A 23708-nucleotide genomic window follows, 5' to 3' on the forward strand; every position below is an offset into this window, starting at 1 on the left:
CCTATCAGGAATGCGCTGAAGCGCGTTGGCTGGCGTGCTGATCAACGACGGGCTGCGGCTTGTTGTCTGGCCGCAGCATCAGTGTTAGCAACACGGCCACCAGTAATGAGCCGCTCATGAACAGGTAAGACGCGCTCAGCGTGCCGGTCACGCCGTTGAGGTAGCCGACCAGGTACGAGCCTGCGAACGAGCCCAATGCACCGAGGCTGTTGATCAGGGCCATGGCGCCACCGGCCACGTTGGACGGCAGAATTTCCGGAACAATGGCGAAGAACGGACCGTAGGGCGCGTACATGCAGGCGCCGGCAATCACCAGCAGGCCGTAGGACCACCAGAAATGCTCGGTGCCCAAGGCATACGAGCCGTAAAAGGCGATGGCGGCCAGCAGCAGCGGTGGCCAGACAAACAGTTTGCGCTTTTGCAGTTTGTCCGAGGCCCACGACACCACGACCATGCCGATCACCGCCGCCAGATACGGCAGCGACGACAGCCAGCCGGCCTCGACCATGTCCATCTGCATGCCTTTTTTCAGAATGGTCGGCAGCCACAGCACAAAGCCATAGACGCCGATGCTCCAGCAGAAATACTGCGCGGCCAGCAGCAAGACCTTGGGCGAACGAAAGGCTTCGGCGTAATTTTTCACCGGCTTGATGCCGACTTGCTCGGCATCAAGCCTGGCTTGCAGCTCGGTTTTCTCCGTCTCGCTCAGCCACTTGGCCTGCGCCGGGCGTTCGTCGACCAGACGCCACCAGATAAACGCCCAGATCACCGCCGGCAGGCCTTCGATGATGAACATCCAGCGCCAGCTGAAATGCGCGACCAGGTAGCCCGAGACCACGGACATCCAGAGCATGGTCACCGGGTTGCCGAGAATCAGCACGGTGTTGGCCCGTGAACGCTCGGCGCGGGTGAACCAGTAGCACAGGTACACCAGCATGGCCGGCATCACGGCGGCTTCGACCACGCCGAGCAAAAAGCGGATGCCGATCAGCATGTAAGCATTGGAAACCACGCCGGTCAGCGTCGCCAGGCTGCCCCAGAGGATCAGGCTGACGAAAATCAGCTTTTTCACGCTGCGTTTCTGCGCGTAGATCGCGCCGGGCACCTGAAAGAAGAAGTAGCCGAGAAAGAACAGCGCGCCCAGCAACGACGACATGCCGGGCGTGATGTTGAGGTCCTCGGCCATGCCGGCCGCTGCCGCGAAGCCATAATTGGCGCGGTCCAGATAGGCCAGGCTGTAGGTGATGAAAACGATGGGCATGATCAATAACCAGCGGCGTTTCAGACCGTTGGTTTTAATACTGTCGAGTAACTTTTCCATGGCGATTTCCTGAGCTTATTGTTGTTGTCGCAGCAGGTACGGATTGCCGGTCAGGCCGGTTCCGCGGTTTTTTGCGTGGGCGATGCAGCCTCGAGGGCGGCCCGTCGTGGCAAACCCTCCATGTCGCCACGGCTCTGCACCGCCTGGCTGCCGATCCAGTTGCCCCGGGCCAGCGCCTGGGCAAAGCCGTGGTGTTCGAGCAGGGCGCTGATCACGCCGACGGCAAAGCCATCGCCGGCGCCAACGGTGTCGACCACGTGGGCAACCGGCACACCGGCGACAAAGCCCTGATCGGTCTGGGTGCGGTAATACGCGCCGTCGGCGCCGAGCTTGATCACCACGGCCTCCACGCCCAGGTCCAGATAGAACGCGGCAATGTCGGCCGGGGTTTCACGACCGGTCAGTAGCCGACCTTCGGCCAGCCCCGGCAACACCCAGTGCGCCAGGCGGGCGAGGGCGTTGATCTCGTTGATCATGCGCGTCTGGCTCGGCCAGAGTGACGGGCGCAGGTTGGGATCGAACGACACGCTGCGCCCGGCGCTGCGCATGCGCGTCATCAATTGCTGCGACAGCTCGCGGCAGCTGTCCGACAGCGCCGCCGGAATACCGGTGGCGTGCAGGTGCCGGGCCGTGAGCAGGTGCGGAGCAATGTCGTCGATGCTCAGATGACTGGCCGCCGAGCCCTTGCGGAAGTATTCCACGACCGGATCGGCGCCTTCGAGCTCGCGCGACTTGAGCTGAAAACCGGTGGCAAAGCGTGGGTCGACGGTGACGTGTTCACAGCTCACGCCTTCGCGCTGCAGGCTGTCGACCACAAAGCGGCCCAGCGAATCGTTACCGACCCGGCTCAGCCAGGCCACGTTGAAACCCAGCCGTGCCAGACCAATGGCGACATTGCTGTCGGCGCCGGCAATGCGCTTTTCGAAATGGCCGACGTTGGCCAGGTCGCCCGGTTGCTCGGCGACGAACATGGCCATGGTTTCGCCGAAGGAAAGAATGTCGATGTCAGGCATGCTGGGCGACCTCTGGCTGTTGGACCGATGTGTCCGCGCAGAGGCGCGCGAGCAGGTTGACCTGGTGCGCGGTGACGTCCTGCAGGTCGTCGCCCTGCAACGGGTATTCGATGGCGCGCGGCACGGCGGCGGGCATGTGCGCGAGCACGGCGCGCCATTCGGGCAGGTCCGCCTCGGCGGGCGGGAGGGCGATCAACTTGCCTTTGCTGTCACGGGTGACCGCCTTGAAGTGCACGTACTGCACATAGCGGCCCAATTGCTGCGCGGCGCTGAGCACGTTTTGCGCCTGCCACTGCCAATTGCCGACATCGAAGGTCATGGCGATATCGAGCTTGAGAGCCCGCGCCTGAGGCAGAAAATCGCAGAACGGCGCGATGATGCCGCCGTGGGCCGTCTGATCATTTTCCACCAGCAACTGCACCTCGTAACCTGCCAGGCATTGCGTAAGCGCCTGCACATCACAGTGCTGGCCGAAATGCCCCAGTGACACTTTCAGCCAGCGTGCGCCGCAGGTTCTTGCTCGTTCGAGCGTGGCGACCAGCGCCGGGTTGGGCTGCGGCTGATCGGCCAGCCACAGCTCCAGCGGCGACGAATACAGGCACTCCAGCCCATGGGCGTTTATGGCCATGGCCAGCGCCGGAAAGTCTTCGTGGGTGAACAGCTCTTCACGCAGCTCGATGCGCGACACGCCGCACTGCGCGAGCAAGGGGATGAACGCTGCCTGTCCGCGTTGGCGCACCAGGTCGGCGCCGAAGCTGGAAAGACTGATGGATACGGGGTTCAAGCTCATTATTATTGTCCTCTGAAACCGGTTTCATTTTTAACTGAAAAAACGCTGGGCGTACTGAATCAACCTTTATCAAGCAGGTCAGGGTCGCGGTCGCGTTGAGCCGCGTACGATCAATCGGGCCGGAAAATCGAGCCGTCGGGCCGGCGCCGGATCACCGCGCAGCCGGTCCAGCAGGCAGCCGAAGGCGGTGACGCCAATCTCGTGGGTCGGTTGCGCCAGGGAGGTAATGCCGCTGCCGACCAAGGGATACCAGTCCAGTTCATCCAGCGCGATCAGGCCGATGTCCTCGAACAGCGCGCAACCCAGCTCGCGCAGCAGGCGCGTGCCGGTCAGCGTGGCAACGCCGTTGGCGGTGAACAGGGCTTTGGGGCCGGGCCCCGGCGAGGCCAGAAAGGCTTGCAGGTTGGCGGACAGATGCTCGTCGGTCTGCAACACCTGGCCGCGCAGTGCAGGCCGTTGGCCGATCAAGGCGTTGAAGGCGTCTACGCGCTGGGCGCGGGAACTGGTGCCGTCCTGTTGTTCGCTGAGCAACAGGATGTCGCGGTAGCCGCTGCTTTGCAGGTGGTCGATGGCTTGCTGCACGGCAGCGAAGTTATCCAGCCCGACCAGATCACTGTTTAGTTGATCGACGTTGCGATCCACCAGCACCATGGGCAATTCCTGATGCAAGTCGCGCAGCTCATCCAGGTGATGGCCGAGGGTATTCACGATCAGGCCTTCGACGTTGTAAGAGCGCAGCGCCGCCAAGTGCAGGCGTTCCTGCTCGTCATCGCGATCGGTGTTGCACACCACCAGGCTGTAGCCGTGACGCCGGCAGGCGGTTTCGACACCGTGCATGACGGCAATGGAATAGGGGTTGCGAATGTCCGCCACCAACATGCCGATCAGGCGTGTGCGGCCGCGCTTCAAGCCGCGCGCCATCTGGTTGGGGCGATAACCGAGGGTTTCGATGGCGTGTTCGATGCGCGAGGCAATGGCCTCGGAGAGCAACTGGCGGTCCTCGCCAATAAAGCGCGAGACACTGGCCTTGGAGACGCCGGCCAGCTCGGCCACGTCGTTCATCGTCACGCGCGCACGCTGTGACGCAGGGAAACTACTCAAATCGAACACCCATTTATCTTTATTGGCGGGTCTGAAAACGGTTTCAGAAAACACCAATGTGACGCGCTCGTCAATACGGGGCTGGATAAACGGCATTGTGTTCAAGGTTTGAACGGCGCCTGCGAACAACCTCAAGCCTGCACTGTCTGCATACCGATCTCTCATCAATAAACAGGAAGTTATCTGTGAGCCAGAGCCTGAAACCCGGCGAAAACACCACCCTCGATCAGTCCCAGGGCCAAGTCATCGTGACCCACGGCGCCGATGCGCGGCTGGACGTCAACCTGACGGCCTTTCTGCTCACCGACAGCGGCAAGGTGATCGACGACAGCGGCATGGTGTTCTTCAATGCGCCGGCGCATGCCTCGGGCGCGGCCACGTTCTCGCCGCCGGTGACGCAGGGCGCCACCGTCAGCCACAGCATTCAGTTTGATCTGGCACGGTTGCCGGCGGGCATTTCCAAGATCGCCATCACCCTGACCCAGGACGGCAGCGGCGCAGGTTTTGCCGAGGTGCAGGCGTTGCAGGCGCAGGTGGTCGCGGGCAGCCAGGTGCTGGAACTGGCCCCGGGTGCGTTCAGCGCAGAAACCGGGATCATCGTGCTGGAGCTGTATGTGCGTAATGCCCAGGTCAAGGCGCGCTCGGTGTGGCAGGGCTTTGCCAGCGGGCTGGCGGGGTTGTGCGGATTGTATGGCATCGACGTCGATGAACCGGCGGCAGACGCGCCGGTGGTAGCAGCCCCCACCGTTCAGGCACCGCCGCCACCGGCTGCAGTGAACCTCACCAAATCGGTGATCACCCTCGATAAACCCGGTGCCAGACACAAAGTCACCCTGGACAAGAGTCCGAGCGCGCCCAAGGTCATCCGCGTCAGCGCGACCTGGGTCGATAACGGCGATGGCCGCGACAACGACGACCTGGACCTGCGCATCGGCATCCTGCGGCCCAATGGCCAGATGTCGATCATCCAGGCCCCGGAAAAACGCGGCGCCTTCGATGTCGATCCATTCGTGTTTCATACCGGCGACGTGGTCAGCGCCAGTGCGCTGGAACCCGCGCGGGAAACGGTCGAGATTAACCCGCACATCTCCCGGCAAATGGGCGGCAAGGTCGCGCTAGTGTGCAGCGTTTATTCCGCACTGGAAAACGGCGATGTGTCGGTCGCCTCGCTCAAGCCAAAAATGCGCATGGAATACGGCGACCAGGTGGTCGAGTGCGCCTTTGATTTTCCCGAGGCCAAGAAGGGCTGGTTCGGCCGCACCGTCAGCAGCTCGATCTACACCTACGTGATCGGCCTGATCGAGATCGATCAGGAACACATCGTCCTCAGCCCGTCGGGGGTGACCTCCGAAAAAGGCAGCGAAGCCACGCCATGGCTGACCTGGAGCAACGATTCGGTGCTGCTGACCATGGACGGCCCGGAAGTGTTCAAGGGCGATGATTATGACGATGACGACGAGTATGACTACGACGACCACGGCCGGCGGTATGTTTGATCTCGCGTTTTCGCGCAGTCAACACGGACGTGTGCAAGGGGCCGGTCGGCGCCCCGATCGGCGGCGTCAGCCGTCGTAGATTTTCAGCGTTTGCAGCGCCTTGGTCACTAAGTGTCGAGTAGCAGAACACCGATCAAGGCCGCCAGCATCACCACCTCATCAAGGGTTGCCGGGTCGTGAAGCACGTCCCGGCCCGGGGAATGCAAGGCAATGTCACTGGGGCTTATGCGGTCACCGAAAAGCACGATGGCCATTGCCGTATCGTCTTGGCGTGACACCCATCTGAGGCCTTGGACATGCGGTGCGAACGCATGAATGGCTTCGGCCCACTGCCGGGTATATGGGTATTCTCCCGAGACAGTATCTATCAGCGAGCTGCGCTCGATACCCAATTGCCGAAGCGCTTTCGAGGAAAGATCGACCAGGATCAGGTCGTTCCTGACCACGATCCGGGAATGAACATTGCCCGCCATCAAGCTGCGCTGGTAAGTCTTGAATCCAGGTGTATACGGAACCTCATGAAATAGCGTTTCCATGGCAGCACAATGGAACGTCGTTCCGGCATAAAGGGTAGGAACAATCTGACCCGTAGAATCTTTGATCGGGCTAAAGCGCGCATTGCCTGTTTCGACAGGATTGAACTGGGTCGGTCCAAACTGCCGCAGGTGTATTCGATGCAGAACGGTCTGTGCCGGTACAGTGATGTAAGAGAGGAACAGCTCGCCGTCAGGAATATCGGGGCGTTCAGCCTTACCCATGGGTTATTCCAGCCACCTCGATCCGTGCCGCATCAAGAACCCGTTCAGGGGCTGTGCGCAGTAGGTCCTTCGGAGCTCTGGCGTCCAGTCTTCCGTTCAAGGAAGCGAACCAGTAAGCCATGCCCCAGCCGTCTTTGCGTGTTAGCAAAACGGCGATAATTTCTTTCAGTTCGCTGACAGGGCGATACCCCGTGCGCTCATCCAGGCCGTAGACAGGAAAGTAGTCGATGCCGTCATGTCGAATAGCGAACAATCGGCCTTCACGCTTCCATTTGCTGGGTTGGGTGCTGGGATTCGTAGCACTGAAATTGGCCAGTTCAGAAATGTCGCTTGCCGTGATCCAGTCTCCGCTTTTCAATACGCCATTCTTGGCCTGGGCCATCATCTTGGCCTGCATGAGTACAGTGGAGGGCGCTGGGGTCTTGGGGACGTACATTTCAACAATCTTGGCGACGACATCAGCCGAAACAGGTGCCAGCTTCTCCGTATAAAGCTGGCTTACGAGTTCAAGCGATCTGGTAAGCCCCTCCAGCACCTCCGGCGAGGCGTTGTGAACCGGGATGAGGACACCACTCTCATCGCTTAACTTGGCGAGCGCGCGGAAATTGCCGCTGATGGCATGACCAATCTCAATGGGCTCTGCAGTGTGTGCCATGGTGACTCCTGATTAGGTAGGTAATTAAAATCACCACCTAATCAATCTAATCTTCGCTTGCTTGCGAATCAAGGTCTGTGTTGCGACAAAATCAATGCGGGCTCTGGATGGACAGCCTCTCTCAGAGCACCGCACTGGCCAGGCGACAGGTGTGCTTGATTGATCTGTAACGTTGATGATTGCGTTGAAAGAACGCATTGAGGCTCAGGGCTTGTCGCAAGCGAACGCCGCCAAGCTGTTCGGCGTCACTCAGCCACGCATTTCTGATTGGCTGCGCGGCAAGATCACGCTGTTCAGCATCGACATGCTTGCGACCGCTGGCCTGCCTGTTGAGCGGCATATCGCTCAGGCCGCATAAGCCTGGATGCCGTTAACCTGAGCCGAAAACAGGAGACAGGGCGATTTTTACGGACGGCTTCTGCCATGAATTCAGGCAAGCCCTGAACCTCTTCAGGCTTGCCCCTTGCTCAACATCAGCCACAATGGGCGCTTTTTACTCATAGGACTGCCCGCCGATGCCTGTCTTCTTCACTCCCTGGCGCAAAGCCCTGGTCATTTCTTCGCTGGTTCTGCTGGCCGCTTGCGACAACACCGACAAGCCTGCGACCACGCCACCGGCCAAGCCTGCCGAGCCGCACACCACTTATAAGCAAGGCTCTTGGGATGAACTGCCGGTCGTGGCCGATGCCGATCTGCAGGCCGGCTTCGGTGCGTGGCGCAGTGCGTGTACGCGGCTCAAGGCGGATGCGGTATGGGGCGCCTCCTGCGCTGCTGCGGCCAGCCTGACGCCGGCGCCGACGGCCGCCGAGATCCGCACCTTTCTGCACACCAACCTGCAGGTGTACAGCCTGCGCGCCGAAGGCGGCAGTGCCGACGGTTTGATCACCGGTTATTACGAGCCGGTCTACCCCGGCAGCCTGACCCGCACCGAGCAGGCCACGGTGCCGGTGTATGGCATTCCCGATGACCTGGTGGTGGTCAACCTCGACAGCCTGTACCCGGAACTCAAGGGCAAGCGCTTGCGCGGTCGCGTTGAGGGGCGGGTGCTCAAGCCGTATGACGATGCTGCGACCATCAATGCCAAAGGCCTGGATGCGCCGGTGATCGCCTGGCTCACCGACCCGATGGATTTGCAGTTCTTGCAGATTCAGGGCTCGGGCCGGGTCAGCCTGCCGGACGGCTCGCAAGCGCGCCTGGCGTATGCCGACCAGAACGGCCATCCGTACCGCGCCATTGGTCGCTGGCTGGTGGAGCAGGGCGCACTGAAGAAAGAAGAGGTGACCATGGGCAGCATCGCCGGCTGGGCCAAGGCTAACCCGCAACGGGTGCCGGAGCTGTTGGCCAGCAATCCCAGCTATGTGTTCTTCACCCGCAACCCGGACAGCAACGAAGGCCCGCGCGGGTCGCTGAATGTGCCGTTGACCGACGGTTACAGCGTGGCCATCGACCGCAAGGTGATTCCGCTGGGCAGCCTGTTGTGGCTGTCGACCACGCGCCCCGACGGTACGCCGCTGGTGCGCCCGGTGGCGGCCCAGGACACCGGCGGCGCGATTGCCGGTGAAGTGCGGGCCGACCTGTTCTGGGGCACTGGCGATGCCGCCGGGCATTTGGCCGGCGACATGAAGCAGAAAGGCAATGTGTGGCTGCTATGGCCCAAGGGCATGGCGTTGCCGGCGCAGTAAGGCAGGACCCTCTTCTGATCAAGCGCAGGAGAGGGTTCTTTCGACCGTTTCAAGGTCAATAAACTGTCGTTTTTAAACGCTAGTTCAATTAAACAACCTGTCGTCACACAATATTGACACTGGCTTTTTGATAGCACACTATGCGCCTCATGACGCACCGTTTTCCCTGCCTCCAACAGGCTTGTTTTAGCGCTGGTCAGCCGGTGGGAATCCTCCGTATCATGCCGCCCTTGAGTGATAGCCCGCGCTGCCGATATTCCCGGCGACCGCTTAATTCATCTGTCCTTATTTAGTGTTTGTTCATCGACATTCTGGTTTCTCGCCCGTGTTCAATCATTACGATTGAGCCTTGCCTGTGCATTCGGATTAATGGAGTAGAAGGTTTTGGGGCCTGTCACCTTGGCCATCCGGCAGTTGCAGGATGAGCATATTTTATTGCGCCAGGGAGGCTTGTATTGGATTGCGCTGGACCAGCCTGCGGATGCGCAGACGCTTGCCTGCCAGTTCCTCGGCGCTTTGCCGGCCGGGCAGGCCGCGACGCTGGTGTGCGTTGGCTCTGAACCTGAAGTTATTTCCGACCGTCTGGCTGCCGATCAGGGGCCAGCGGCATTACGTCTGTTTGCCATTGATTCCGATCATGCCGCATCGACTGTATTCCACTCGCTTATTGTGGACTTGCAGCGCATCAGAGTTGCCCGTGGCAGCCAACTGGTATTGATGTTGCCCGCCGATTGGCTGGAGACTTTCGAGGCGCCGCAACTGCAACGCTGGTGTGTGCGCATGCGCCAGTGGTTAATGCCGCTGGGTATCACGTTGCTGGTCATAAGCTGCGGACAATCGCCGTCATTGCACGAGTGTTTGCTGGGGTTTAACGAGCAACTCTCCGGGCTGGCGCAGTTGTACCGTCAAGACGGTGCGATTCATTACCAATTGAATTACTGGCACAGCCAGTTGGGCGTTTGCGCGGCGCAAATGTTCGACCTGCAAGAGAACGACAGCGGTTTTGCCCTGAGCAAGACGCAAGGTTCAACACCTGCGCAATCGCGCACCGACGATCAGCGTATCTACCTGACCCAGCGCCTGGTGCTCGAAGGCGCCGCGCCGTTGTCCGGGCAGTGGCGTGTGTTCGAACAGCGCGACGAGCTGTTGCAGCAAGCGCGCAGTGCGCGTGCCGCCAGTGTCATCGTGGCGATTGAAAGCAATGAGGATGTGGAGCTGCTGGCGCGTCAGTTACACGATCTGCGCGAACACTGCGGTGTGGCGTTGAAGGTGATCGTGCGCGAAATGGAGCCGTGCCTGCGCTACCGCGACGAGCGCCTGTTGCTGGCCAGCGGCGCCAACCTGATCGTGCCGTGCAACACCACGCTGGCCAACTTCCTGAGCCTGGTCGAAAGCGCCCAGAGCCAGGTCTGGCGCCAGCGTGTGCGCACCGACTTCGAGTCGCTGTTCGATCGGCTGCGCCCGCCGGCCCAGCGCGGCCTGTTGTGCCCCAAGGAATTTATCGACCTGCTCGATCAGGTCTATGAGGGCGCCACAGGCGAGCTGGACCACCAGTTGTTGCGCCTGCGCCCGCGCGGCGACCTGAACGTCGAACAGTACCTGGGCCAGATCAGCCTGCGCCGTTTTGGCGATGTGGCCTGTGTGGTCGAGGGCCAGTTCTACCTGTTTCTGTTCGCCTGCCGCGGCGACGGCCTGGAGCCTGCGCTGGGCAATGTCTGCCGCTTGCCGTGGCGCGACCTGTTCAGTGACTGCATGGTGCTGGCCGGCGTGGACGCCTTGCCACGCCTGGCGTTTGTCGAGGCGCCGGTGGTGCTGGACATCTCGCAGCAGGCGGTGCAGCAAGTCACTGCCGACCTGCACCGCTCGATCAACCAGGCCGGTTTTGTGCCGCAACGCATCACGCTCACGCTGTCGGAGCCCCGTTCATGAATTACCCCCAGCTGCTGCAGGTGATTGCCGTCAGCGTAGTGCTGACCGTGGCGCTGATCCTGCTGCTGCGCAGTGTTGGCCAACGCCTGATCCACTGGTGGCAAAACCATCTGCCGCCGCGCTATCTGAAACCGCGTGGCGTGCGTCGTCGCCTGCCTGTTGCGCCAGCCAGGAGCGATGTCAATGACCCGTCCTGAGCATGCGGTCACTGCACGTCCTGCATCGACCTGGTCCTGGCCTGGGCTTGGGCTGTGGAACCTGTATTTCATTATCAAGCTGGTGCTGTTCTGGGGCGGTTACCTGAACCTGCAATGGCTGCCCAACCTGGTGCTGGCGGCCGTGCTGCTGGTGCCGTTGCCGCATCGTTATCTGCTGTGGCTGCGTACCTTGATTGCCGTGCCGGTGGGCGTGGCGCTGTTTTACCAGGACACCTGGCTGCCGCCGTTCAGCCGCTTGCTGGACCAGCCGGGCGTGCTGAATTTCAGTGGCGAGTACCTGCTGGAACTGGCCGGGCGTTTTATTGACTGGAACCTGTGCGGCCAGTTGCTGGTGCTGGCCGTGGCGTACTTTTTCGTGCGCCAGTGGCTGCGGTTGACCACCCTGACCCTGGCAGGCTTTGCCTGGCTGGGCAGCGCCAGTCTGCTGGCCATGCAGGCGCCTGGCTTACAAAGCGGGCCGCAAACCGTGGCGCAGACGCCAGGCACGGCGGCGGTCAGTCGCGCAGAACCGGACAGCCCGACGCTGGATGCCTACCTGCAGAAGTTCTACACCACCGAAGCGGGCCGTCAGGTGAAGTTCGAGCCGTCGGCGTCGGCGGCCCAACCGTTCGACCTGCTGCTGATCAACATCTGCTCGATGGCCTGGGACGATCTGGAATCGGTGGGCCTGCGCGACAACCCGTTGTTCCAGCAGATGGACATGATCTTCGACAACTTCAACTCGGCCACCTCTTACAGCGGCCCGGCGGCGATTCGGTTGTTGCGCGCCAGTTGTGGCCAGCAACCGCACAGCAAGCTGTACGGCATGGCCGCCGAGCAATGCCTGTTGATGGACGACTTGCGCAAACTGGGCTTCAACAGCCAGGTGATGCTCAACCACACCGGCCAGTTCGAAGGCTTTATCGACGAGGTGCGCAGCCAGGGTTCGCTGCCGGCGCCGCAAGTCAGCACCGCCAACCTGCAACGTGCCCTGGTCGGCTTCGATGGCTCGCCGATCTGGCGCGACCGCGAGGTGCTCGACAAGTGGTGGCTCAACCGTGTCGGCCAGGACAATGCGCGGGTGGCGCTGTTCTACAACACCACCACGCTGCATGACGGCAACCGCGCGCTGACCAGCGATGGCGGCACCAAAAGCGCCGACTACAAGCCGCGCGCCCAGGCCTTGATCGACGATTTGAGTGCCTTCCTCAAGCAGCTGGAAAAAAGCGGCCGGCGTGTCGCGGTGGTGATCGTGCCCGAGCACGGCGCAGCCTTGCACGGTGACCGCATGCAGATCGACGGCATGCGCGAAATTCCCAGCCCTTCGATTACCCATGTGCCGGTCGGCATCAAGCTGGTGGGCATGGGCAAGCCGCCGGCCAACGGCCCGATTCATGTCAGCGAGCCGAGCAGTTACCTGGCGTTGTCGCAAATCATCGCTCGGCTGTACGCCGCAGGCCCTCTGGGCGATGGCCTGGAGCCGGACTGGCAGACGCTGCTGGCCAACCTGCCGCAGACCCCGATGGTGTCGGAAAACGCCGGCACTGTGGTGCTCGATTACGCCGGCAAGCCTTACGTTCGGATCAAGGAGAAGGGCGCATGGCTGCCTTACCCACAACGGTTCAAGTAGCAAAAACCACGCTGTCGCGTAACGAGCGGGCCGATGACATCGCACGGCTCAAGGCCGACCTGAATCTGTCGGACCTGCACTACGTAGACATTTCGGCGCAACTGGAACTGAGCCAGGCGCTCAAGCGCTGGCCGTTGCTGGTCGAGCTGACACGCGCCATGGAACCGGTCGAAGATGCACCGCCGGTCGATAAAAACGATCGGTCGATTATCCGCGAGGCGCGTCGGTGAGTGCCTTGAGCCTGTCGGGTATCCGTGGCGGAACCGGCACCACCTCGTTGCTGGCGGCGCTCGGCTTTGCCCTGCAAAGCCTGGGCGAGCGGGTGTTGATGATCGACATGTGCCCGGAAAACCAGCTGCGCCTGCACTTCAATCTGGCCATTGAGCAGCCATCGGGCTGGGCCCGGGCGCTGCTCGACGGCCAGCCCTGGTACGAGCATGCCTGGCGCCTGAACGACACTTTGCACCTGTTGCCTTATGGCCGCCTGAGTGCGGCGCAAAGCCAGTTGATCGAGCAGCGCCTGCTCAATGAGCCGCACGTGTGGGCGCAACGACAAGCGAGCCTGGCCGGCCAGTACGACTGGCTGTTGTTCGATGTGCCGCAACGTTTGCCGGGGCATGCCGGCATCGGTCCGTGCCTGTTGCCGATCTGTGTCGCCGAGGCCGACCCTGCCTGCATGGCCCTGTTGCAGCAAGCCCGGCAAGAGCCCGGCCATGCGCCAGCGCCACTGTTGATCAACCGCTTCGATGCGGGCAGCCAGCTGCAACGCGACCTGTTGCTGGTCTGGCGCAACAGCCCGGGCAGTCGCTTGCTGCCGCTGACGGTACACACCGACGAGGCGATTCGCGAAGCCATGGCCTTTCGGCAACCGGTGGGCCAGTACGCGCCCGACAGCCTCGGTGCTCAGGATGCGCTGAGCCTGGCGACCTGGTGCCTGACCCGTCGCCAGGAACTGGAGGCCGCATGATCGGGCGCGGGTTTGCTTACCGGTCGTTGCGCCGTCAGTACGACTGCCACCCGTTGACCGCGTTGTGGCTGTCCACGCTGAGCACGCTGGCCTGGGTCTTCCTGCGCCTGGAATCGCCGGTCTGGCAACGCCTGATCGAACAGCGTCAGCGCTGGTACCCGCAACTGGCCAACAAGGTGCCCAGTGCCGGCGACCCGCTGCGCATCCTGTTGCAAAGCCTCTGGCTGCTGCTGTTTCAGCCCTGGCCACATGCGCGGCGCCGGTCGGTGCCGCTGTGGTTGCAGCGTGTCGGCCGGCTCAATCAAGCGCTCTGGAGCCGTGTGGGCTATGCCCTCAATGGCTTGCCCGATCAGGTCAGCCAGAGCCGTTCGATGCAAGGCAGCACGCACTGGTGGTCGACCCTGGGACCGCGTCAACAGGTGTGGCTCAACGGCCTGTGCGGCGTGCTGGGCCTGATGCTGGTGGTGATGTGCATCACCGAGCCGTTCAGCCTGACCTCGCAAGTGCTGTTCGTGGTGCTGCTGTGGGGCGTGGCCATGCTGGTGCGGCGGGTGCCGGGACGCTTTCCGACCCTGTTGCTGATCATGCTGTCGCTGATCGTCTCGTGCCGTTACCTGTGGTGGCGCTACACCGAAACCCTGAACTGGGACAGCCCGCTGGACCTGGTGCTCGGGGTCATTCTGCTGGTGGCCGAGACCTATTCGTGGCTGGTGCTGGTACTCGGTTATATCCAGACCTGCTGGCCCTTGCAGCGCAAGCCGGCGCAGTTGCCAAGCGACACGAGCCTGTGGCCCACCGTCGACCTGTTGATCCCCACTTACAACGAAGACCTGTCGATCGTGCGCGGCACGGTGTACGCAGCCCTGGGCCTTGACTGGCCGCACGACAAGCTGCGCATCTCGATTCTGGACGACGGCAAGCGCGAAGCCTTCAAGCAGTTTGCCGCCGAGGCCGGGGTCAACTACATCACCCGTGCCGACAACAAGCACGCCAAGGCCGGTAACCTCAACCGCGCGCTGGGCCAGCTCAGCGGCGAGCTGATCGCGATTTTCGACTGCGACCACGTGCCGGTGCGCTCCTTCTTGCAACTGACCGTGGGCTGGTTTTTGCGCGACCCGAAAATGGCGCTGGTGCAGACCCCGCACCATTTCCTGTCGCCGGACCCGTTCGAGCGCAATCTTGATACCTTCCGCAAGCGGCCCAACGAAGGCGAGCTGTTCTACGGCCTGGTGCAGGACGGCAACGACATGTGGAACGCCGCGTTCTTCTGTGGCTCGTGCGCGGTGCTGCGCCGGGCGGCCATCGAAGACATCGGCGGCTTTGCCGTCGAGACCGTCACCGAAGACGCGCACACCGCGCTGCGCATGCACCGCCGTGGCTGGAACTCGGCCTATGTGCGCATTCCGCAGGCTGCCGGGCTGGCCACTGAAAGCCTGTCGGCGCACATCGGCCAGCGCATCCGCTGGGCGCGTGGCATGGCGCAGATTTTCCGCACCGACAACCCGTTGCTGGGCAAAGGCCTGACGTTCTTCCAGCGCATCTGCTACGCCAACGCCATGCTGCACTTTCTGGTCGGCTTGCCGCGCCTGGTGTTTCTCACCGCACCGCTGGCGTTCCTGCTGTTTCATGCCTACATCATTTACGCCCCGGCGGTGATGATTGTGCTGTACGTGATTCCGCACATGGTTCACGCCAGCCTGACCAACTCACGCATTCAGGGCGAGCACCGCCTGACGTTCTGGGGCGAGGTGTATGAAACGGTGCTGGCCTGGTACATCGCCCGGCCGACCACCGTTGCACTGTTCAACCCCAAGAAGGGCAAGTTCAACGTCACCGCCAAGGGCGGCCTGATGACCGAAAACCAGTTCGACTGGGGCATCGCCCGGCCGTACCTGATCCTGGCCCTGCTCAATATCGTCGGCCTGGGGTTTGCGGGCTGGCGGCTGTACTACGGCCCAAGCGATGAAATCGGCACGATTCTGGTCAGTTGCCTGTGGGTGCTTTACAACCTGCTGATCGTCGGCTCCGCCGTGGCGATTGCCGCCGAGGTGCGCCAGGTACGTGAAGCCCACCGCGTGCTGGCGCGCTTGCCGGCGGCGCTGCGCCTGCCCAACGGGCGCTTTCATACCGGCACCCTGGTCGACTATTCCGACGGCGGCGTGGGCCTGGAACTGGATGCGCAGCTTTCCATCCCGCTGGGCGAGCGTGTGTCGTTGATGATGCAGCGCGGCAACCGTGAATTCCTGTTCCCCGGCGTGGTGACCCGCAGCCATCGCAATCTGGTCGGCATCGCCTTCAATGCGTTGTCGCCGGCGCAGAAGATCGATTACGTGCAGTGCACCTTCGCCCGCGCCGACGCCTGGCTGAACTGGAACGAAAATTTCTCGCCGGACCGCCCGCTGCACAGCTTCATCGAAGTGCTGCGTCTGGGCGCGACGGGCTATTACCGCCTGTATCAGTACCTGCCGGCCTGGACCCGCACCCTGGCACGACCGTTCGTGCGTGCGTGTGCCTGGCTGATCAGCTACGTGCCGCGGTTTGCCAAGGCGTCCCCTTCTTCAACTTCTCGATCGGTATGAGCTCCATGAGTCGCTCTTTGAATTTCAGGCTCACCAGCCTGCTGCTGTTGGCAATGGGTTGCGCGCAGGCTCAGGCGCAGCCACAACAAACGTTGCCACAAGCGCTCAAGGCGCCGGTGTCGGTACCGGCACAAGCGCCTGCCGTGGCGCCGGCTGTCGCCCTGCCGCCGAGCTGGGATGTCTTGCACAGTTTCGAGAGCCTGGGCCGGGCCTCTGACACCCTGCTGCTGGGCACACGCAATACCGATCAGTTCGAATTCACCCTGCGCCGTGACCGGATTGCCAGCCAGGCCGGCCTGCAACTGGAGTACACCCCGTCGCCTGCGCTGTTGCCGACGCTGTCGCACCTGCGCATCTACCTCAATGATGTGCTGATGAGCGTGGTGCCCATCGAGAAGGAACAACTGGGCAAGAAGACCGTGCGCCAGGTGGCCCTGGACCCGCGTCTGGTCAGTGACTTCAACCGCGTACGCCTGGAGTTCGTCGGGCATTACACCGACATCTGCGAAGAGCCGTCCAACAGCGCGCTGTGGGTCAACGTCAGCCGCGTCAGCCAGGTGTCGCTCAAGGAGCAGGCGCTGATCATCAAGAATGACCTGGCGTACTTTCCGGTGCCATTTTTCGACTCACGCGGCCATGGCCTGCCCAGCCTGAACATGGTCTTCGCCGGCCAGCCGACCCTGGGCGAGCAGCGCGCCGCCGGCGTGCTGGCTTCCTACTTCGGCAGCCAGGCGGCCTGGCGCGGCACGCAATTTCCGGTGCTGTTCGACCAGTTGCCGGCCGCCACCGCCGAGCGTCCGGCCGGTGCATCGATTGTGTTCGCGACCAACAGCCATCGCCCGGCGTTCATGGCGGACCTGGCGAAATACCCGGCCGTCGAAGCGCCGGTGGTGCAGATGATCGACAGCCCGGTCGACCGTTACAGCAAGGTGCTGCTGGTGATGGGCCGCGACGAGGCCGACCTGCTCACCGCCGTGCAGGCGCTGGCGCTGGGCGGCGACTTGCTGCGCGGCGACCGGGTGGTGATCGACAAGGTGCAGCAGTTGCAGCCGCGCAAGCCGTACGATGCGCCGAACTGGATGGCCACCGACCGCCCGGTGCGGTTTGCCGAGCTGATCAAGTACCCCGAGCAACTGCGTGCCAGCGGCCTGCAACCGCAGCCGATCAGTGTCGAAATGAACCTGCCGCCGGACCTGTTCGTCTGGCGTAACCAGGGCATTCCGCTGCAAGCCCGCTACCGCTACACGCCGCCGCCGTTCAATGACGGCTCGCGCTTGAACATCAGCCTCAACAACGAGTTCATCAGCAGCCTGCCGTTGCAGGTCAATAGCCATGACCAGCTCGAAGAGCTGCGCCTGGCGGTGCTCAACAGCGAGTCGGCGAACGTTAACGAGAAGGTGTCGATGCCGGCGCTGAAAGTCGGCGACCGCAACACCTTGCAGTTCAAGTTCAGCTTCACCTCCACCGGCGGCGCCGGCGCCCAGCGCGATCGCTGCCAGACCTCGTTGCCGATCGACGCTCAGGCGGTGATCGACGATCAGTCGACCATCGACCTGTCCGGTTATCACCACTACATGGCAATGCCTGACCTGTCAGCGTTTGCCCGCAGCGGTTTCCCTTACAGCCGCATGGCGGACTTGTCCGAAACGTGGGTGATGCTGCCCAAACAGCCCAATGCGCTGCAGTTGAGCACCTACCTTGAAGCGCTGGCCGGCATCTCGGCACGCTCCGGTCTGCCGGCCATGAAGCTGCAAGTCAGCGACAACTGGGAACAGGTCGCCCAGCAGGACGCCGACTTGCTGGTGCTCGGTTCGTTTGCACCGGACATGCGCGACAACCGTGACATGAACCTGCTGCTCGACCGCTCCCGCGACTGGCTGTTGCAGTCCAGCGACAAGAATGCGCACAGCGAGTCCAACCCGGCGTCGAGCCTGGTGCAGGTGTCGGCGCAAGGACCGATTGCGGCCATCGTCGGCCTGCAGTCGCCGTTTCATGCCCAGCGCAGCATCGTCGCCTTGCTGGCCACCGAAGACGCCGACTTCGAGCTGCTGCGCGAGACGCTCAACGACAGCGGCAAGCTCAATGCCGTGGCCGGCTCCGTGGCGCTGATCCGCAACAGCGGGGTGTACAGCCAGATCGTTGGCGAGCGTTACTACGTCGGCAGCCTGCCGTGGTGGAATCTGGTGTGGTTCAAGCTGTCCGAGCATCCAGTGTTGCTGGCGTTCATGGCGGTGTTCGGTGTGCTGCTGATCTCGCTGCTGGTCATGCGCGCGTTGCAATGGGCGGCTCGCCGTCGCCTGGCGTATGGGGAATAAGCCGGTGCGCTCGCTCAGGGGCTTGACCTTGCTGCTGACCTGCCTGAGCGGCGCGGCGCTGGCCGCCGAGACGCCACAGACGGCGACGGACCAGCAGCAGTGGTTGTTGCAACAAATGCGCGTGGGCGAGGCGCTGTACCGCGATGATCTGGTCAACGACGCCCTGGCGCGTCTGGAACTGGTCACCCCGCAACACCCGCAAGTGGTGCTGGGCAAGCTGGTTCAGGCGCTGGCCAACCCGGCCGCCAACGAAGCGTGGATCAATCAGCTGCTGGGCGAGCTGGACCAGAAGTATCCCGACTCGCTGCAACGTCGCCAGGCTTACGCCCTGATCAGGTTGCGCAGCCAGGAGGGCCAGCAAGCCTTGCAACAAGCGCGGCTGCTGGCCGCCGCCGGGCGCTTCGACGAGGCCACCAAGGCCTTCGAGCAGGTGCTCGGCGCAGAACCACCCAACCTGGCCATGGCCCTGGAATACTGGGCCAGCCGCAGCCGCGTCAATGGCCAGCGTCCGGTTGCCATCAAGCAATTGCAGGCCCTGGACCGTGATTACCCCGGCAATACCGGGATTCGGCAGATGCTGGTCGGCTTGTTGATGGGCGAAAAACGCGACGCTGAAGCCTTGGCGGTGCTGCACCAGTTGGCTGCCGATCCGCTGGCCAGTACCAATGCCGCCGAAACCGAATACAACTACCTGATCAAACAACCGGTCACCCCTGAAACCCTGCGCGCCTGGCAGGCGTTTGTCAGCTACTACCCGTATTCGCCGCTGCTCAAGGACGCGCGTCAGCAACTGGCCGACCAGCAACGCTTGCAGGCCGACCCGGCCTGGCAGGCCGGCGCCCAGGCCAAGCGTTTGCTGGAGCAGGATTCGGGCAATGCCCAGGAAAGCGCGCAAGCCGAGCAACTGCTGCGCCGCGCCCTGAAAGGCTACCCGGAGGACTCGAGCCTGCACGGTGCGCTGGGCACCGCCTTGATGCGCCAGGACAAGAACGCCGCGGCCTATGCGGCGTTTACCACGGCGCTGAGCAAAGAGCAGGACACCTTTTACATCAGCAAATGGCAGGACCTGCAAAAGCTCGCCCGCAACTGGATGGTGCTGCAACAGGGCGACCAGGCGCTTGAGCGCAAGGACTATGCGGCAGCGCGCAACGCGTATCAGCAGGCACGTACGCTGGATGCACAATCGGCCGGTCCCTTGATCGGTCTGGCCGAAGTCGCCCGTGCACAACTGGACGATATTCAGGCCGAAGCCTTGTTGCTGCAAGCGCGCAAGGTCGAGCCGGACAATGGCAGCGTGATCCGCGCGCTGGTGCGGCTGTATCGGGCGCAGTCCAGCGAGCGCGCCGAAGCCTTTCTCAATACCTTGCCGGCGACTAATCAGGCCGAGTTCGCCGCGCTGCGCCAGAGCATCGAACTGGCCCGCCTGAACCTGCAGGCCGATCAGCTCAGCGAGCGTTCCGACTGGGCGCAACTGGTCCCGGTGCTGAAGAAAATCCGCGTACTGGACCCGGACAATCCGTGGCTGGCCTATCGTCTGGCGGCCGCTGAAATTGCCTTGGGCAAACCGCAGCAGGCCGATGACGCCTTCGCGCAACTGCTGGCGCGTCAGGGCAACAACCCCGAGGCGCGTTATGCCCATGGCCTGTACCTGGCCAATGCCAACCGCGACGATGAAGTACTGGCCAGCCTGGGCAAGATTCCCAAGGCGAACTGGACTGACAACCTGCGTGAGCTGGGCGCCCGTATCGAGCGTCGGCAGATGCTTGCACGCGCCGAGCTGTTGCGCAGCAACGGCCAGGAAGCGCAGGCCATCGCCCTGTTGATGCGCAACCCGACCGCCGACGACTACGCCACGCTGGCCGACTGGGCGGTGCAGCGCAGTGATTGGCCGGCGGCCGAAAGTGCGTATAAAAAAGTCCTGGCCAGCGATGCCCAGAATGCCGAAGCGCAACTGGGCATGATCGAGGTGCTGATCGCGACCCAACGCATACCCGCCGCGCGTGAGGCGCTGGCCCGCCTGACGATGCCGGCGCAGGATCAGCCTCAACCCTCGGCCAACTGGCAACGGCGACTGGCCAACGCCTGGCTGGGCGCTGGCGATAAAGAGCGCGCCAGGGCGCTGCTCGCCGACCTGCTGAAAACCCCGCAAAGCGACCCGCTGATCTACCGCGATGCCGCGCGTTTACAGGCCAAAGACAATCCGCAACAGGCGCTGGACCGCTACGCCCAGGCCATGGCCGCGGCCGGTCTGATCAAGCCTGATGAAGCCAGCCCACGAGACAACGTCGCCCTGACCCGCGCCAGCCGCGCCCAGGACAACGACGACTGGTTGCCGCGCAGCCTGCGCAGCGATGTCGATGAGCTGTATCAACAGCAAAACACCACGGTCAACGTCTACCACGACATGACCCGGCGCACTGACAGCACCTCGCCGGGCATTTCCGACCTGACCACCCAGACCACGATCGTGCGTGTCGATACGCCGGTCGCTGGCGGCCATGGCTTTGTCCAGGCCGAGCAGGTCGACCTCGATGCCAGCAAATTCGATACCGATGAAAACGGCCTGCACACCGAAGCGTTCGGCACCTGTGCGGTACGAGTGCGAAACCGGGCCACCGGCGAACTGGTGACCAACGGCTGCCGCAGCACTTCGCAAAGCACCAGCGGCCCCAGCGTGGCCGTGGGCTGGAAAAACGAGCAAGTGGCGGTCGACATCGGCCATACGCCGCAGGGCTTTGAAGTGGGCAACTGGCTGGGCGGCGTCGCCTACAGCGGTATCTGGAAGTCGGTAGGCTGGACCCTGACCGCTTCGCGCCGGCCGATGAGCAACTCGGTGGTGTCGTACGCCGGTGCCGTGGACCCGGTGACCGGCATCCGCTGGGGCGGGGTAACCAGCAATGGCTTTACCCTGAGCATGAGTTACGACCAGGGCGGCATCGATGGCCTGTGGGCCAGCCTGGGCACCCATTGGCTGCGCGGCAAGAACGTGGCCGACAACCATCGGCTTTCAGCGATGGCCGGTTATTACTATCGCCTCAAGGACAGCGCCGACGAACGCATGCGCACCGGCCTGACCCTGATGTACTGGGGCTACGACAAAGACCTGAGCGAATACACCCTGGGGCAGGGCGGCTATTACAGCCCGCAGCAGTATTACTCGATCGGCGTGCCGCTCAGCTATGCCTGGCGCAACGCCAACTGGTCGGCGCAACTGGAAGGCTCGGTCGGCTGGTCGTTCTCCAGCACCGACAGCAGCGACCTGTACCCGCTGGGCGTACCGCTCGGTGATGGCGATGACGTGGATGGCAACGACACCACCCTGACCAAGTCCGGCAGTAGCAGCACCGGCGTCAGCGCACGCCTGCAAGCCCAGGTCGAACGGCGCCTGAGCGACCACCTGATGCTCGGCACCGGCGTTTCGCTGCAACACAGCGAAGGCTACGCACCCAGCCGGGCGATGCTGTACCTGCGCTACAACTTCGACGAATGGCAAGGCAATTTGCCAATGCCGATTGAGCCGGTGACGCCGTATGGGGATATGCGCTGAGGGGGGATTTTGTGGAAATACGTGGCTCGAATGGAGCGCATGATGATGCATTGCTATTTACTATGATTCAGCTTTGAATCGAGCAACGATCAGAAGGCACCCCATCATGGCAACCACCACGAAACCCCGATCTGTCATAGCTAGCGTCTCTGAGCGTCTGACCTGTGAAGCCTTGGCCGATGTTGACGCCGGTCGCGTAATTGACCACCAGGCTGTTCAGGCCTGGGCTGATAGCCTCAGCACCAACACGCCGTTGCCGGCACCGCGCTCAATGTGGCACAACCGCGATGATCGATAGTCAAGGCGCAGCCTCCTTTCTATGCCATCGCCTTTCTCAAAAGCGGCACCAGCGCATCGGTGGCACTCAACAATTCAGCCAGCAATGCCTCATCTACGTCCATATAGCCTTCGTACTCCGCCAGATTGCGACGCTCATGACACAGCGCGAACAGTCGTACCTGAACCTTGCTCAACCCCAGCGTATGAACCAGGCATTGAAAAACCAGATAACGACGGTCCGAGCGATACCCTTGCAATCGCATCGCCGTCAGTGCCAAGGCGTGAGCGGCGTTGTACGCCAGATCGAAGCGGCTGGCGAAAGAGAGTTCTGAACTGTGCGCATCCTTGAGACGATCGACTGCCGAACCAAACAGCCCTTCACATTCCTTTTTATCCGCAGGCTCAACTTTGAGGTTGCCGCTGCGTACAAGGTTGTCGAGATTATCGTTAGAGCCCATTCGTTACCTTTTCCGGGTCTTGGCCAATCAGATCGATTTTTTCCTGCTGGTTGACGCGAGTGACGAAACTGCTGCCTGCCGCCTTTTTGCTCTGCCAGTCGGCGACGCTATAAAGCACAGGGTTGATCGTACGCCCCAGTTGTTCTTCCACCTCCAGCAAGCGCTCCATGACCTCGCCGTAACTCAGTTGTTCGCCAATCAGCATGAGGTCAATATCGCTACCATCATGCTCGTCGCCCTTGGCGATGGAGCCATAGACAAAAGCCCACGTCAGCTGCACGGCCAAAGGTGCCAATGCCGTACGCAGTACCTCCGCAATGCCAAAAGTCTTGCGCACGATGCCGGCCAATTCTCCATAGATGGGACAAGCAGGATTGGCCTGGTAGTGCGTCTGGTTACCTTGACGGCTCAAGGTGAGGATACCGGCACGGTGCAAGCGCTCCAGCTCGCGCATCAGACTACCTTTACCCACCTTGGCCCAACGGGCTATTTCATTTGCATAAAAGCTCTGGTCCGGCTTGCCGTACAACAGTCCCAGGACTTTTTGCTGGGTTGTAGAAAACAGTGCATCGCTCAATGAAATAGCTGACATGGCTAACACCATAGGTCCCAAAAAGGGAACGATAGGTCCCTTTTTGGGAATCATCAAGGCTTTAGGGGAAGTTTGCACTAAACGACTTGTAAGGCTGCTCTCTGGCCAGGCGTTTTACCGTTGCTATCTGCAATGCATGTTTGTCTATCAGGCCGCGAAATAATCAATCAAACCAACGTTCGGAACATTCGTACAAGAGATACAGAGCAGTCCTGTAGGCGTAATGCCGATCGATCAAGGGCTATTCGGTATTGCCACGCTTTGTCGCTGGCATAGCGATGTCGCGCAGCAGATATGGGACGGTAGAAGCCTGCTTGGCGTGGGCCACACTCGGACGACCGGCTGCATGCGCATAAGCAAGGTCGGGGGAAGATCGACCACTAATCAAGCCATGCCTTG

General features: G+C 62.1%; 19 protein-coding genes. 11 read left to right on the top strand and 8 right to left on the bottom strand.

Translation table 11 applies throughout. From position 1 onward, the window contains the following. Positions 1–4: 4 nt before the first annotated feature. The 4 genes from ACYAS9_RS08990 to ACYAS9_RS09005 form a co-directional block, all read right to left on the bottom strand. Entirely contained in the window at positions 5–1321 is a 1317-nt protein-coding gene (locus ACYAS9_RS08990; RefSeq protein ID WP_463567954.1) for an MFS transporter, read from the bottom strand. A 50-nt stretch (positions 1322–1371) separates the two neighbouring features. Continuing rightward, the gene (locus ACYAS9_RS08995; protein ID WP_463567955.1) at positions 1372–2334 is read right to left on the bottom strand and encodes a sugar kinase; all 963 of its coding nucleotides are present in this window, start codon (positions 2332–2334) and stop codon (positions 1372–1374) included. Then, the gene (locus ACYAS9_RS09000) at positions 2327–3124 is read right to left on the bottom strand and encodes a sugar phosphate isomerase/epimerase family protein (RefSeq protein WP_463567956.1); all 798 of its coding nucleotides are present in this window, start codon (positions 3122–3124) and stop codon (positions 2327–2329) included. Before ACYAS9_RS09000 ends, ACYAS9_RS08995 begins: the two co-directional genes overlap by 8 nt. Positions 3125–3202: 78 nt before the next feature. Next, on the bottom strand, positions 3203–4186 hold the full coding sequence (locus ACYAS9_RS09005) for a LacI family DNA-binding transcriptional regulator (protein ID WP_463568027.1): 984 nt from the start codon (positions 4184–4186) through the stop codon (positions 3203–3205). Between the two features lie 224 nt (positions 4187–4410). On the opposite strand from ACYAS9_RS09005, the gene ACYAS9_RS09010 reads away from it, so the two are divergent. Continuing rightward, positions 4411–5721, top strand: a complete 1311-nt coding sequence (locus tag ACYAS9_RS09010) for a TerD family protein (protein WP_463567957.1) — start codon at positions 4411–4413, stop codon at positions 5719–5721. A 107-nt stretch (positions 5722–5828) separates the two neighbouring features. Here ACYAS9_RS09010 and ACYAS9_RS09015 read toward each other — a convergent pair whose 3' ends face one another. Then, positions 5829–6479: an RES family NAD+ phosphorylase gene (locus tag ACYAS9_RS09015; RefSeq protein WP_463567958.1), complete on the bottom strand. Its 651-nt coding sequence runs from the start codon at positions 6477–6479 to the stop codon at positions 5829–5831. After that, positions 6472–7134, bottom strand: coding sequence for a hypothetical protein (locus ACYAS9_RS09020; RefSeq protein ID WP_463567959.1), 663 nt, complete (start codon positions 7132–7134; stop codon positions 6472–6474). Before ACYAS9_RS09020 ends, ACYAS9_RS09015 begins: the two co-directional genes overlap by 8 nt. 175 nt (positions 7135–7309) lie before the next feature. On the opposite strand from ACYAS9_RS09020, the gene ACYAS9_RS09025 reads away from it, so the two are divergent. The 10 genes from ACYAS9_RS09025 to bcsC all read left to right on the top strand — a co-directional run bounded on the left by ACYAS9_RS09025 (position 7310) and on the right by bcsC (position 21980). Continuing rightward, positions 7310–7492 carry a helix-turn-helix domain-containing protein gene (locus tag ACYAS9_RS09025; protein WP_463567960.1) on the top strand — a complete coding sequence of 61 codons (183 nt, stop codon included), beginning with the start codon at positions 7310–7312 and terminating at the stop codon, positions 7490–7492. Between the two features lie 157 nt (positions 7493–7649). Further along, positions 7650–8816 (top strand): murein transglycosylase A, encoded by a 1167-nt coding sequence (gene mltA / locus ACYAS9_RS09030; RefSeq protein WP_463567961.1) that lies wholly within the window; start codon positions 7650–7652, stop codon positions 8814–8816. A gap of 384 nt (positions 8817–9200) precedes the next feature. Continuing rightward, positions 9201–10745 (top strand): cellulose biosynthesis protein BcsE, encoded by a 1545-nt coding sequence (gene bcsE / locus ACYAS9_RS09035; RefSeq protein WP_463567962.1) that lies wholly within the window; start codon positions 9201–9203, stop codon positions 10743–10745. After that, positions 10742–10942, top strand: a complete 201-nt coding sequence (gene bcsF, locus ACYAS9_RS09040; RefSeq protein ID WP_463567963.1) for a cellulose biosynthesis protein BcsF — start codon at positions 10742–10744, stop codon at positions 10940–10942. The genes bcsE and bcsF overlap by 4 nt, the downstream gene beginning before the upstream one ends. Next, on the top strand, positions 10929–12572 hold the full coding sequence (gene bcsG, locus ACYAS9_RS09045; protein ID WP_463567964.1) for a cellulose biosynthesis protein BcsG: 1644 nt from the start codon (positions 10929–10931) through the stop codon (positions 12570–12572). The genes bcsF and bcsG overlap by 14 nt, the downstream gene beginning before the upstream one ends. After that, on the top strand, positions 12542–12802 hold the full coding sequence (bcsR, locus tag ACYAS9_RS09050; protein ID WP_463567965.1) for a cellulose biosynthesis protein BcsR: 261 nt from the start codon (positions 12542–12544) through the stop codon (positions 12800–12802). The genes bcsG and bcsR overlap by 31 nt, the downstream gene beginning before the upstream one ends. After that, the gene (gene bcsQ, locus ACYAS9_RS09055) at positions 12799–13539 is read left to right on the top strand and encodes a cellulose biosynthesis protein BcsQ (protein WP_463567966.1); all 741 of its coding nucleotides are present in this window, start codon (positions 12799–12801) and stop codon (positions 13537–13539) included. The genes bcsR and bcsQ overlap by 4 nt, the downstream gene beginning before the upstream one ends. Further along, a complete protein-coding gene (gene bcsA, locus ACYAS9_RS09060) occupies positions 13536–16118 on the top strand; it encodes a UDP-forming cellulose synthase catalytic subunit (protein WP_463567967.1) in 2583 nt (860 codons plus the stop codon). Before bcsQ ends, bcsA begins: the two co-directional genes overlap by 4 nt. A 53-nt stretch (positions 16119–16171) precedes the next feature. Then, on the top strand, positions 16172–18433 hold the full coding sequence (gene bcsB, locus ACYAS9_RS09065; RefSeq protein WP_463568028.1) for a cellulose biosynthesis cyclic di-GMP-binding regulatory protein BcsB: 2262 nt from the start codon (positions 16172–16174) through the stop codon (positions 18431–18433). 4 nt (positions 18434–18437) lie between these two features. Beyond that, positions 18438–21980, top strand: a complete 3543-nt coding sequence (gene bcsC, locus ACYAS9_RS09070) for a cellulose synthase complex outer membrane protein BcsC (RefSeq protein ID WP_463567968.1) — start codon at positions 18438–18440, stop codon at positions 21978–21980. 317 nt (positions 21981–22297) lie between these two features. On the opposite strand, the gene ACYAS9_RS09075 is transcribed toward bcsC, so the two are convergent. Beyond that, positions 22298–22717: a hypothetical protein gene (locus ACYAS9_RS09075; RefSeq protein WP_463567969.1), complete on the bottom strand. Its 420-nt coding sequence runs from the start codon at positions 22715–22717 to the stop codon at positions 22298–22300. After that, positions 22707–23309 carry a nucleotidyltransferase domain-containing protein gene (locus ACYAS9_RS09080; protein ID WP_463567970.1) on the bottom strand — a complete coding sequence of 201 codons (603 nt, stop codon included), beginning with the start codon at positions 23307–23309 and terminating at the stop codon, positions 22707–22709. Before ACYAS9_RS09080 ends, ACYAS9_RS09075 begins: the two co-directional genes overlap by 11 nt. Positions 23310–23708 lie beyond the last annotated feature (399 nt).

Source organism: Pseudomonas sp. HP_08, assembly GCF_055284095.1.